Annotated in this window: 13 protein-coding genes; 9 read left to right on the forward strand and 4 right to left on the reverse strand. The window is 44.0% G+C overall.

The window, feature by feature from the left end; translation table 11 throughout:
• Window positions 1-81: 81 nt before the first annotated feature.
• Window positions 82-1,098 (reverse strand): diguanylate cyclase, encoded by a 1,017-nt coding sequence (locus AKJ31_RS02000; RefSeq protein WP_053407411.1) that lies wholly within the window; start codon window positions 1,096-1,098, stop codon window positions 82-84.
• Window positions 1,099-1,289: 191 nt separating this feature from the next.
• Window positions 1,290-2,225, reverse strand: coding sequence for a chemotaxis protein (locus AKJ31_RS02005; RefSeq protein ID WP_053407412.1), 936 nt, complete (start codon window positions 2,223-2,225; stop codon window positions 1,290-1,292).
• A gap of 202 nt (window positions 2,226-2,427) precedes the next feature.
• On the opposite strand from AKJ31_RS02005, the gene ppiC reads away from it, so the two are divergent.
• The 3 genes from ppiC (at window position 2,428) to AKJ31_RS02020 (ending at window position 5,571) form a co-directional block, all read left to right on the forward strand.
• Entirely contained in the window at window positions 2,428-2,709 is a 282-nt protein-coding gene (gene ppiC / locus AKJ31_RS02010) for a peptidylprolyl isomerase PpiC (protein ID WP_053407413.1), read from the forward strand.
• 59 nt (window positions 2,710-2,768) lie between these two features.
• Entirely contained in the window at window positions 2,769-4,430 is a 1,662-nt protein-coding gene (locus tag AKJ31_RS02015) for a recombinase family protein (protein ID WP_053407414.1), read from the forward strand.
• A 307-nt stretch (window positions 4,431-4,737) separates the two neighbouring features.
• Complete coding sequence (locus AKJ31_RS02020) at window positions 4,738-5,571, forward strand: recombinase family protein (RefSeq protein ID WP_245639013.1); 834 nt, start codon at window positions 4,738-4,740, stop codon at window positions 5,569-5,571.
• A gap of 1,340 nt (window positions 5,572-6,911) precedes the next feature.
• Here AKJ31_RS02020 and AKJ31_RS02025 read toward each other — a convergent pair.
• Window positions 6,912-7,280, reverse strand: coding sequence for a hypothetical protein (locus tag AKJ31_RS02025; RefSeq protein ID WP_053407415.1), 369 nt, complete (start codon window positions 7,278-7,280; stop codon window positions 6,912-6,914).
• A gap of 405 nt (window positions 7,281-7,685) precedes the next feature.
• On the opposite strand from AKJ31_RS02025, the gene AKJ31_RS02030 reads away from it, so the two are divergent.
• The 5 genes from AKJ31_RS02030 to AKJ31_RS02050 all read left to right on the forward strand — a co-directional run bounded on the left by AKJ31_RS02030 (window position 7,686) and on the right by AKJ31_RS02050 (window position 11,011).
• A complete protein-coding gene (locus AKJ31_RS02030) occupies window positions 7,686-8,336 on the forward strand; it encodes a hypothetical protein (RefSeq protein WP_053407416.1) in 651 nt (216 codons plus the stop codon).
• Between the two features lie 2 nt (window positions 8,337-8,338).
• Window positions 8,339-8,683, forward strand: a complete 345-nt coding sequence (locus tag AKJ31_RS02035) for a hypothetical protein (RefSeq protein WP_053407417.1) — start codon at window positions 8,339-8,341, stop codon at window positions 8,681-8,683.
• Between the two features lie 95 nt (window positions 8,684-8,778).
• Window positions 8,779-9,297 carry a hypothetical protein gene (locus AKJ31_RS02040; RefSeq protein ID WP_053407418.1) on the forward strand — a complete coding sequence of 173 codons (519 nt, stop codon included), beginning with the start codon at window positions 8,779-8,781 and terminating at the stop codon, window positions 9,295-9,297.
• 831 nt (window positions 9,298-10,128) lie between these two features.
• Window positions 10,129-10,377, forward strand: coding sequence for a DUF3297 family protein (locus AKJ31_RS02045; protein WP_053407419.1), 249 nt, complete (start codon window positions 10,129-10,131; stop codon window positions 10,375-10,377).
• A 247-nt stretch (window positions 10,378-10,624) separates the two neighbouring features.
• On the forward strand, window positions 10,625-11,011 hold the full coding sequence (locus AKJ31_RS02050; RefSeq protein ID WP_053407420.1) for a tautomerase family protein: 387 nt from the start codon (window positions 10,625-10,627) through the stop codon (window positions 11,009-11,011).
• A 164-nt stretch (window positions 11,012-11,175) separates the two neighbouring features.
• On the opposite strand, the gene AKJ31_RS02055 is transcribed toward AKJ31_RS02050, so the two are convergent.
• Complete coding sequence (locus AKJ31_RS02055) at window positions 11,176-11,649, reverse strand: peroxiredoxin (RefSeq protein ID WP_053407421.1); 474 nt, start codon at window positions 11,647-11,649, stop codon at window positions 11,176-11,178.
• 201 nt (window positions 11,650-11,850) lie between these two features.
• Here AKJ31_RS02055 and AKJ31_RS02060 point away from each other — a divergent pair, with 201 nt between their 5' ends.
• The gene (locus AKJ31_RS02060) at window positions 11,851-12,030 is read left to right on the forward strand and encodes a hypothetical protein (protein WP_053407422.1); all 180 of its coding nucleotides are present in this window, start codon (window positions 11,851-11,853) and stop codon (window positions 12,028-12,030) included.
• Window positions 12,031-12,392 lie beyond the last annotated feature (362 nt).

A 12,392-nucleotide genomic window follows, 5' to 3' on the forward strand; every position in this document is an offset into this window, starting at 1 on the left:
TTAGTGCGTTTTGGTGGGATTTGTATTAGCTGCTCCATTTTATAAAAACCGAGCAGCTGATTACATGGTAAGCAACGCGAGTTACGCTGGCATCACTTTGTTTCGGCCAAGGTTTTTGGCCTCATAAAGCATATCGTCTGCTCGTTCAATCAGAGCTTCCGGCCCTTCTCCAGGCTGAAGCTCTGCAACACCGAAAGAAGCAGTAATGTTCGCAACCTGTTTGCCAGTGCGGCGGTCTTTGATGGTCAGTTTCTCTATCGAACGGCGCAGGTTTTCTGCGAAGTTGCAGGCAACCTGCAGTGGTTTGTTCGGTACGATAAGAGCAAACTCTTCACCGCCAAAGCGATAAGCATGGATACCGTCTCGGGAACTGAGTTGTAAACGTCTCGCGATGCCCTTAATAACCGAATCACCAAACAGATGGCCGTAATTGTCATTAAAGCTCTTAAAGTTATCAACGTCGGTTAGAACCAAGCTCAAGCTGCGACCAGAGTTACATAAGGTGCGAAGGTCTGCATCGAATGACTGACGGTTATATAAGCTCGTCAGGTTATCGAACAATGCATCTTTCTGAACGTCTGCAAGTTGCTGCTTCAGACGCTGGATTTCTTCACTTGCGTTCTCTAGCTGGTTGTTGAGGAACTTGGTGGAGTGGCGAATCTCTTTAGATTCATCGACCAGTTGTCGAACGACTTTCATCACTTCTTCAAGCGACATGTTTTCGTCTTCAACTTTTTCTATGTCTTTGAAGCTTTTGTCGATCATTTCTGAGAACTGCGAAGTGTCGACTAAAGTGTCTGCCATTGTGGACGCGACTTGACCAACCAAAAGCTCGATATTTGAGCGCAAATCTTTGATGTTGGTATCTGCTCGTTTTGCTACGTAATTGCTGTAAAGCTGAGCGCCGGCTGCAGGTGGACATACGCCATACAAGTCGAGCACTTCATCAAGGTCTCGAGTCAGTTGAGGAATGGCATTATCGACATAGGTATACCACAAAGCGTAATTAGCCGGGGTCGCTGCTACGTGGTGCTTCATCATAAGAGGAACCGCTTTTTTTAGATTTGCAGTCGATCTCTTGTAATCATCATCTGTCATTCTGAATAAGAGTTAAGTTAGAAGTGAAATCGCAATAAGGTTAGCTGATTTATCAGCTAGTTGCTTGATTTGATATCAATAAAATAGACGCTAACGACGTTATTTGTCAGTGTTAAAACTCAAAAATGAGACTTTCTACCGAGTAGAGTTAAAACCGCTAGCAACGAAGCCAGCGGCTTTGAGAGGTAAGACTAGACGTCGACATCGATATGTTCAGTAACACAGCCTGTTTCAAGTTTGGCCGCACCGCGCAACATGGCTTTGATTAAATCACCGGCATTAAACTTCTCAAGTGCTTCATGCGCACCAACTTGCTTAGCTCGTTCAACACATATCTCGCTCGATAATGAAGTGTGCAGAATGATATAGGCATTGCTCAGTCCACCGTCACTTTGTATTTCGAACGACAGTTCATAACCGTCTAACCCAGGCATTTCAATATCGCTGACCAGAAGGTTAACCGGATTGCCCTGCGCGGCTTCGCTTCGCATTAGGTCGAGTGCTTCTAGGCCGTTATTACACACCTGATACGGAATATTAATACTATCTAGTGCATCAGAAAGCTGTTTACGTGCAATAGACGAGTCATCGACCAACAGTATGTTCAGTGCTTTAAGTCGTTCGCGCTCGATGTCCGTCAGCATTGGGATATAAGTTGTTTCGTATTGCGGGTAGATCTTCGACAGTAATAATTCAACATCTAGCATCTGAACGATCTTATCGTTGTAGCGTGTAATACCAGTGACAAAAACGTTGCTGCCAGTCGACTTCGGCGCGGATTCAATACTCTTCCAGTCACAGTCGATGATCTTCTCAATCGAGCGCACCATAAAGGCTACAACGGTACGTAAGCAATCAGTCACTATGAGATAGCACGACTGATACTCCTCTGGCTGAATGGGCCTAAAACCAATCGCTGCCGGCATATTAATTACCGGGATGGTTTTATTCCTGAGCGTAATGGTACCGACGACATGGTGGTGTGAGTAGGGGATCTGAGTCGTAGGTTGGAACGGGACAATCTCTCGTACCTTGAGCGTGCCGATTGCGAACAATTGCTTGTTAGATGTTAGTGTAAACATCAACATACCTTGCGATTGATTTGCTTTGCTTGCGATCTTAGCCATGAAAATTCTCGTGTGCACAAAAGTTGTGGGTTTTATTAGATAGTAATGTATTTAACGACTTGTTCAATGAAGAAGCGAGAAATTCGATGCTGAATGAGCGCTTAATCGCCTTTTAGTGTATGCCATCCTACATTGAAGGGTGAATATACGCATTGAATTCGCTACAATCGCGCCGATTAATATAGGTACCAAAGGCAATACTATGGCGAATACCGCAGCAGCACTTCATATCCTTGTGAAGCATAAAGAGCAGGCAGAAGACATCATCAAGCAGTTGAAAAAAGGCGCGAAGTTTCAAACGCTGGCAAAAAAATATTCAACTTGTCCGTCTGGCAAACGTGGCGGCGACCTAGGCGAATTCAAACGCGGTCAAATGGTGCCTCAATTTGATAAAGTTTGTTTTTCTGGTGAAACACTGGTCCCGCATTTGGTAAAAACTAAGTTCGGTTGGCATGTGGTGAAAGTTCTATATCGTATTCCCTGAACTTTCGACTCTGAATAACAACTGTTTATAAGGAGTCAGTAATAAATCAGGGTATCGACATGACAACAATAGCATACAGTTACACACGCCTTTCTACCGAGAAACAACTTAAAGGTCACGGCGAAGAGCGTCAGCGTAAAGCCATCGAACAGGCTTGTTTAGAGCACGGTTGGACACTCTCAGAGCAGACCTTTAGTGACCTTGGTGTGTCTGCTTGGAAGGGGTTAAATCGACAATCAGGGGCGCTTTCTGAGTTCCTGACACTGGCGCGTAATGGCTCTATAGAAGCAGGCTCTGTTCTTATCGTCGAGAATGGCGACAGGTTAAGCCGTGAAGGTGTACAGAAAGCACTACGGTTACTCCTTGAACTATTAGACCTAGGAGTACACGTTTATACATTGTCTGATAACAAGCTGTATACTGACGATGGTCAGAACGCAATGCTTGACCTTATGCAGTGGATGATGGTCGCTCAGAGAGCATATGAGGAAAGCGCTATGAAGTCCGTGCGTATCCTTGCTGTCAAAGACAAAGCTAAGGAGCTGATGCGTCAGGGCGTCATTGTTACTCGTAAATGTCCTGCATGGCTTCATGTGTCAGCCGACAAGTCTCATTTCGAACTCATTGATGAACGCGTCAAGGTTGTACAGATGGTCTTCAAGCTATACTCGGAGGGGTATAGTACAAAACCAATCGCATTAAAGCTGAATGAGCAGGGCATTCCTTATTGGGGAAGCTCAAAGACTTGGACTTACATAACTGTCCGTAACCTTTTAAAGAACCGAGCTGTCATCGGAGAGCTACAGCCATTGAAGAGATTGAATGGTAAAGATGTCCCTGATGGTGAAGTCATTAAAGACTATTATCCCTCAATCATATCCAAAGAGCTGTACGCACGATGTCTGACGCTTAGGACAAGCAAGGCGACATCTTCAGGTCGGCTAAGCAATAACGCAATGGCTAACCTCTTCCGTGGTCTGCTTAAGTGTCAGTGCGGTTCAGGTATGGCACTTAACTCATCTATAGTGAAGGGCAAAAGGTACAGCTCTTTACGTTGTTCACAGCTTCGGTCTGCTGATTGTAAGTCTAAGAACTGGCACTACGGAAACGTTGAGAGCATTGTTATGATTGCACTGCATAACATCGACTGGGAACTAAACTCGACGCAGGACTCAGCGCAGTCTATACGAGACTTGGAGCAGCGCATCGAGTTAACGAAGGCGGAGCTGGTGGACGTTCAGAAGATGGCTGAGAGTGCTGAAGAAGCTCTTCTGCTAGCTCCGAGCAGCGCTAGGTTGGCTAAGCGATTAGCTGAATGTGAGACGCGTGAAGCTGAGCTAGAACGTCTAGTTGAATCACTAAACCAAGAGCTGACAACTGAGAAAGCAAAGAGTCTCGTTCGTGAAAATGAACTTGAGACAATTCAACAAGTTCTGGAAGATGTGGCTAACGACGATGGTGCTCGCTTTAAAGCTAACGCTCTGTTGAACAGGAAGCTAAAGTCGATAACTTTTAGTCAGGCCGACAGTTATTATACACAGCAACTAACAGAGTTTAGCAATACGCCAATGCATGGTGTTATTACCATCGAACTAAACAATGGCAAGCTGATTGAGATTGAAGTCTGCGAAGGTTATAGAAGCAGTTTCGTTAGGGAAGATGATGGGTCATTCACTGAGATTGAGCTAGACATCAACCGCTATCAGCGTCGAGTTAGCTAAAGGTCAGAACAAAAAAATTGTATAAAATGTGAGCGGGTATTATCTATATATACTTTCTCATTTTCCCCCCCCGTCCCCCTCTGCGACAGGCCATAGTGTTTGCTTGCAAGGGGGGTGTGGTTTCTTCTTTATGTCAACACTAAGCACTCACCAAGCACACTCTTAGGCGTAGGCGCATAGCTAACAACTAATGAACCACCGAGTTGTTCGCTGCGCTGTCATCACCTCATTGCTGACATGTCCGATAGTATACCTTTCGGTCATTGTCCGTTTAACTGTCCGAAAGTCTTGACTTGTAGTTTCGTACATGGATAAACTGAAAGCTCTAAGGACTTACGGACACATTGTGGTACTGACAATGACTAACTACTTTAACGCTAATCACATCAAGACCAATGAAACAGTTTACATCAAGTTGGCGAATGGACTGAGCGTCGAGCTTACAAAGCTACCAACAGGTTTGCTCAGAGCAACTAACCCAGTGACAGGCGATACGTTCTGCACATCGGCAGCAACAGCTCGCTTAACGTTGTCTAAGTGGGAAGCTGAAGAAGTGGTTCACTCGTCTAAATCAACGCACAAAGGTCAGCATGTGGGGTATATCCGTGTGTCTACCTTAGAGCAATCGACAAGCCGACAGTTGGTTGATGTTGAGCTTGACCGAGTGTTTACCGAGAAGACAAGCGCAAAGACGGTTGAGCGTCCTGAGCTTCAAGCTTGTATCCAGTATCTGCGTGAAGGAGATACGCTACATGTTCACAGTCTTGACCGTGTGTGCCGCTCTGGTGCAGGCGATGCGGTTATGCTTGTTGAGACTCTTAACGCTAAAGGTGTTAGTGTTGTCTTTCATAAAGAAGGGATGAGCTTTAACGGCTCAATGACGGCAGCACAAAAGGGGGTTCTTGGTATACTTGCTTCTGTCGCACAGATGGAACGTGAACTTATTCTCGAACGTCAGCGTGAAGGTATAGCCGCAGCGAAAGCGCTTGGTAAACATATGGGACGGCCAAAGACATCTCTGAACGAGGACGAATTAAAACGCTTAGTTGCTGAAGGTCTGTCAGTATCAGCTATTGCTAAGCAGTTAGGTTCGACTCGTCAGTCTGTGTATCGACGGATGGAAGCTCTAGGTCTTCGCTGAGTTGGCGTCATCCTCAAGGTTTCCATCCCCTGCCTTTTCAAAGGTTATCTATCATTGTGAATGGGCGTCTCAAAGCTATCCTTTAAGCTTACGCCCTTTACTAAGCCTATCCTTCAGTTCATTCTCAATGCGTGACATCATGCTCACACAATACTCTCTCTTCTCCCCATAATGTCCAACCTTGTGTTCCAACACCACGCTATCTTTTCTTTGCGCTTACTGTTTACGAAAGACCACCAACTCACGAGGCGGCTGGCTGAGTAATGCATATGATGCTTGTCTTGTCAGTCTTATCCTTAATTACCCCTGATGCACCAGAAGCACTGAGAAGCGTTTGGTCAGGCGATATGCAAACCCATACGATTCCATAGGGTAAAGCCTACCGCTTCTCTGGGAGCGTTTAAGACGCTCTCACGGTAACATTCATTGGTTGGCATGACGAATAACATGTAGCTCTATGGTCTGATTGCTTGCGTCTAACGATGGCGGTTAGATAGTTAGCATATAAGGACAGCTCTGAACGGGTACATAGCTAACCTGATGCAATATATATTTAACATTTAAAATCAATGACTTATCTGTATGGTGTTAAATTTCTGTAATATACCCTGATTATAAGAAGAGATAGAAGCTCTTCAGTAAGCATCACACACTTCACAGATGTATATTGAGTATGTGCAATATATATTTAACACTTAAAATCAATGGTTTATCTGTATGGTGTTAAATTTCTGTAATATACCCTGATTATAAGAAGAGATAGACACTCTTCAGGTAACACAGCGCCACTCTCAAAGGCTGTGCAAGTAATCCTCATGTACCAGAGTAACGCGCTGGTGACAGGATGAAAGGCTTTCAACCTCACGCTTCGTCGGCTTAGAAGACGGAGACCTTATGCGACCTTGGGCAAGTTACATTAGGCAGGACATTCATCCGCACCACACTAACAGGCATTAAGTTGTCAACCGTTGCGACGGGTTAGGTTCTACTAGACGAGCACGTCAGGTGGACATTCAGCTTTGATACGGCTGTTTTGTGGGTGTTGGTATAGGGCGTTGATACTTAAAGCTTTACCTTAATAGTTATTAATCAGTAAGTATTAATAGCTTTAAGATAAGACATTAAGATTACTTATAGTAATACATAAAGACGCTTAAATGATTTGTTATTATTAATTAATAATATCTTTAAGATAAGACATTAAGCTTACTTATAGTAATACATAAAGACGCTTAAATGAGTTGTTATCATTATAAGTAATAGTCTCTTTAAATAGGCTTAAAGAACTACTTTGTGTAAGGTTTAGGTAGTTCTTGTAGTAACTCATAACTCTACTTGAACTATCCAAAGATACGTGCCCAAAAACCTTTCTTTTCTACTTTTGATGGTCTCTCAATCTGAGTGGCTTGCTTGCTTTTATCAGACTGTTTCCGTTTATCAGAAGCAGACATGAGGATGTTAACCAAGTTAAAAGTTGATTCGTAATTATGCACGTCACAAGCTTGCACAGTTTTTGATTCGATAAACAGCTCTTGAAAGACGTCTTTCCACGCAGTGTAGTATTTTAAGCACTGTTGTTCCGTCCCGAATATTTGCCCATAAGAACCACAAAGTAATGCATGGGTTATTCTCTTGCGTTGTCCATTGACCAATTTAGCTTGTTCAATTTGCTCATCACTTAACTTTACAAGTATTAACGAATTATCCATATCACGTCCTTGGTTTGTACCGGTTAGGTATTTAGCTAATAACGAAGAACACTATACTCATATCAACAGCTTAAAGTAAACCGAGAGCATCTACGATAAGCCACGCATAAATCATCTTCAAGACTTCCAATAGTTTATCTAAGGTTACACCTAGAACGCTTTTTGCGCAGTCTACGGTGTCGTTAACCAAGCAACACTTAAAGTTAATTCGAAGACTACAACATCGAAACTCACCACGGTCACGCACGACCAATCTTAATCAACCAAGGTCAATCAGACCAATCATCAACAAGCACTTTGAAGTCAGAGTCATTCAAGCATTGCCACGTAGTAGTTGTTCTAACTGCTTGTGCTATTGCGTGGGTGCGCTTTGCTTCGATGGCTCTAACTTGAAAGAGAACATTAATGAAACAAACAACAGAACAAGTAACACCGATTAAATCTATCGTAACACGCGCCGAGGCTTTGGAGTCTGACAAGACGTTTTACTTCACAGGTAAACCTTGTAAACGAGGGCATGTTGCTGAGCGCTATACGAACAACGCTTGCTGTGTGGAATGCATGAAAGCTTATCAAGCTAATCCAAAAACCAAAGCGAAGAAGGCCGAGTACAACAAGTCTGACGCTGGCAAAGCTCGTCGTTTAAGGTACGACCGCTCAGCAAAGGGTAAAGCTATTAGGCGCGCAAGTGACGCAAGGTTCTACCAAAAGCATATGCTCGACGAAGCTGTTGTGTATTTAATGCGCATGACATGCCGCGACACTGGTATCAGTTGGTTGAAGCTAGGTAGTACTACTCACCTGTATCACCGCAGGAGTGTACTAATAGACGGTCAGCATACCATCGACATCCTACACTCAATGGTTCCTGTCGAGATATCTGCACGTCAGCTTGAAGCTGAGCTTCATGCCGTTCTTCCTAGCAGCTTAGTCCCTCCGACTGTCTTTAGTGGTTTCACGGAGTGCTACGCTGACACACCAACTCAAGAACGCTTGATGCTCAACACTCTAGCAATGTATGAAGTCTCACTCAGTGAACTGCTGAAGGCTGCTTAATCATGTTTGTCCTTCATTCCTACATGCACCAAGAGCGAGTACTGGCACGTCTACAAGAAGAGGTTAACAAGCTGTACAAAGATGGTGTCCTACATAAGCCAGCAAGTGCAAGCTCTGCGTTACTCACGAGGACTATAAACAAGCTCCTCCGCGAGTCACCTCTAGCTATGCCTGCGCGTACTCTGCACGTCCTCATTCCGTTTCTAAAGGAGAAGGACACAATCACATTCAACGACGTCTCAGAGCTGCTCAACGCTCACGGCATCAACGACTCTATTCAACACCATAAGTGGCTTCAGTTTATCGAAGAAGTGTTTGTCTACATCAATCACACGAACCGTTACTGAGCCACCGCACCGAGGTAATACCGCGTCTTTACAGGCGACGGCTAGCTTCACTCACTTACTTTATATCTAAACAATCAATTAAGAGAATCAAAACTATGACAAATCAAACACCTCGCACCCGCGTATTCGGGCTACTAATCCAAACTGAATCTGACATGCTTCGTGCTATGCAGCATCCAGCCTACTCACGAACCAATCACCCAGACCATGATGAGTACCACGCAGAGTTTGCTCAGGCAATGGCTATGTCAACAATGAACGTGTCGCGTGATTACAATGGCAACATAAACATCGGCGAAGCTCATGCAGCTATTGGCTCTGACTCATGGGAAAACACTGCTTATACAGACAGCGTCTACCAGCAGAACCTTCGTATTCAGGCATCAAGTGGTCTTCAGCACGTTAAGATGACAACTGATGACATCGTGAAAGCAATGAGTGACCCTCGCTACTCAGAGAAAAGCCCACAAGGTGATGACTACCGCGCTTGGGTTGCCACGATGGCTATGGCTATGGAGACTCCTGACAGTCTAGATGGATATGTCTCGGCTTATGAGGTTGAAGAGCCTACGCTGCAAGAGCAGTGGGCAAGGCTTGAAGAAAACCTATACTAACTAACCTCCAGCTCATTCAAGATGAGTGGGCTGTGTGATGCTTTAAATGGCAGTCATCAAGCACTCTTTTGGTCACGCCAAGACCTTCCTCGGAGGTGCCTGTATGATATCTATCGTAAGCATCAATCTTGACATGTCTTCCTTTGAGCTGCTCAACGTTTACGAGTGGCTCATTTCTTTTAAGTGCTCTTGATGGGTTCTTTCTTGTTTAACATGGTTTCCTACCATTGAGAGTGCTTAAAAGAAGTAATAAATGTGCGCCGTTGTGATTGACTCTGCGCCTTCTTTCACATTCACTTTAAGCCTGTGCTTTATGCTTGCATGAGCCTGATATTTTTGTCATGGTTTCCGTCAGGTGACGGTAGGTACAGAGCACAGCCTAAAGTGGATGGTAGGACTAATGCGGCAGGGCAGTTAAATGTGGTACTTGGTCTGATTGATAGATTTTTTTGTGTTTGGGTAATTGAATTAATAACTAAAGTGCTCTATCGCACATAGAAACGGCTTAAGTGAATGCTAAATGAGACCACGTTATTGTTGGTCTCGTTTATTTCTTTGCTTTTATGGCTCATTAACCTCTATCCAGCGACTATTCCTTGTTGTTTTCATCTTTTCCTTTTCAAACTCCAGACTGATTTCTAAGATTTATTCTCGCAACCGCGTATGAGTAAAATCCTCCTTCATTTGGAAGTATCAAAAACTCTAGCCTATCTGCTTGGTCTTTTTGTGTGTTTGCTGGGAACGGCACTAATAAAAGGCGTGGAAGTTTGTTGAGTGCTTGGCAGGCATTGGCTAGAATGGCGCACTAGTTAACTGTTTCAGGTCATTAAAATGAGCGAAAATAACGCAAAACCAACACTTCCAGACCGCCTTGCGGGTAACCCTCGTAGCCCTCACTTTGTTGCTGAGTGTTTTGAGCATCACATCGGTATCCGTCTGAACGGCAAAGAGCGTACAGATGTTGAAGAATACTGTGTTAGTGAAGGTTGGGTAAAAATTGCTTCACCTAAAGCAAAAGATCGCTTTGGTAATCCAATGCTGATCAAATTAAAAGGTGAAGTCGAAGCGTTTTACAAGTAAACCGCAGACCACTTTACTTCTTTCAATACATAGAGCGATTTGGTTCTATGTATTGAATATCATCCCACTCCCTTGCGTACCTCCAATCTTTCCTTATTCAATTCTCTAAACGTACCAATGAATGCGTTGTATCTAAGAACTTACCTAGCTACATTAGTGACTTATGTAAGCGCATGCCGACGCTTTTAGCTAGATGATGTAGTAACGTAATCGATGTACCTATACACAATATATTTAAGGAAGCATTTTGATTGTCATATATGGAATACGTGAGCAGTTGACTCCCATTACGGGCAAATTATCAGACGTGATTCAACGGTCGATGACTCAGGTATTGGGGTTTCCTGAAGACAAGCGAGCCCACCGGTTTATGCCGATGGATAAAACCGATTTCTTTTATCCAAGCGGCCGTTCAGATGCGTACACTGTCATTGAAATTAACATGATGGAAGGGCGCCAAGTCGACACGAAAAAAGCATTGATCAAAGCCTTGTTTAGCAATATTGAATCAGCACTCGGTATCTCGCCAGTGGATATCGAGATCATCATAAAAGAGCAGCCGGCACACTGCTGGGGATTTAGAGGCATGACTGGCGACGAAGTCAAAGACTTAACTTATAAAGTTAAGGTTTAAGGTCTCTACATCAAAGATAAAACTGCGCTTAGGATAATTCACAATTGGGCGAGCGCTGCTCACTGAAAATCATACGTAAGGTAGAGGTTCTCACGGCTAGTATTGGCGAGAGGAGCATGGGATGACAAAGGCCACTGAACATCTCAGCGGCCTCTGGAAGAGGACTACAAACTAGCGAAGATCGCTTCAGCGCTGCTCACTTCAAATGTCTTAGGCTCTTCAACATTAAGCTGTGTTACGACGCCATTCTCAATCACCATTGCGTAGCGCTGAGAACGTATACCACCGAAAGCGGCTGTATCCATTTCTAGACCTAACGCTTTAGTGAAACTCGCATCACCATCGCCCAGCATCATGATTTCGTTTGCATTTTGAGCTTCGCCCCACGCTTGCATAACAAATGCGTCGTTCACGGAAACACACGCGATAATGTCGACGCCCTTTGCCTTAATTTGGTCCGCTAGAACCACAAAACCGGGCAGGTGAGACTCAGAACAGGTAGGGGTAAACGCACCCGGAACAGCAAACAACACCACTTTTTTGTTGGCAAACAGCTCAGTAACTTGATGATTAACCATTCCATCAGCCGTCAGTTGGCTGAGAGTCGCTGCTGGTAGTGCTTGACCTTGTTGAATCATTTTCGTTTTCCTTAATGGTTGGGGTTTTACTAGTTTAGTTTTGATAGCTCGCGATAACCACCGATAGAAAATAAGGGTATAGACTTTCACTGTGATCATCCGTGACTTTGTTGAATGATTGGTTGTAGATCTGGCTCAAATCAACTACCCAAGCCTGGTGTTCGATTACAGTTTGTAATAGTACGTGTGGGAGGAAAAATAATGACCAGTAAACCGACAAAAGCACCACGTTGCGGCGTTTGTAAGCAGTTCACCCGAACCAAAGACAACGTAAAAGACCTTTGTGAAGCGTGGGGTCAACCTACGACCGCTGACAGGCAAGCGTGTGAGTTTTTCCTCCCTAAATCTTTTGCAATGTATGACCCACAGCGCCAGCCATAGAGAGTAATGGCTCTACTGAGAAGGGCTTTCATCGCCGGCACTGGACATGGGACTAGGTTTTCATCTACGTCCTTCGCTCTAATTCTACTACTCGCCATGTATTAGCATATAATTTCGTGTTGCTTGGTGTGATTGATTTTTTATTCCTTATATCTATTTATGGGTAGCGATTAATGTATTTTTAATATGGACTTGAGTGCGTATGGTTGTCTTGGGTAAATTTTGTAAAATTCGATTTCTTATTGAGCAGATCACAATTAGTTAACATTTTGGAAGTGTTTTGTTGACATAAAACTTCGCCTATTGAGTAATAGCTTTGAAACGAGAATTTTAAACGCGTGTATTAATCCTCAAGGTAACTC

The sequence above is a fragment of the Vibrio hepatarius genome, assembly GCF_001274785.1.
GTDB lineage: Bacteria > Pseudomonadota > Gammaproteobacteria > Enterobacterales > Vibrionaceae > Vibrio > Vibrio hepatarius.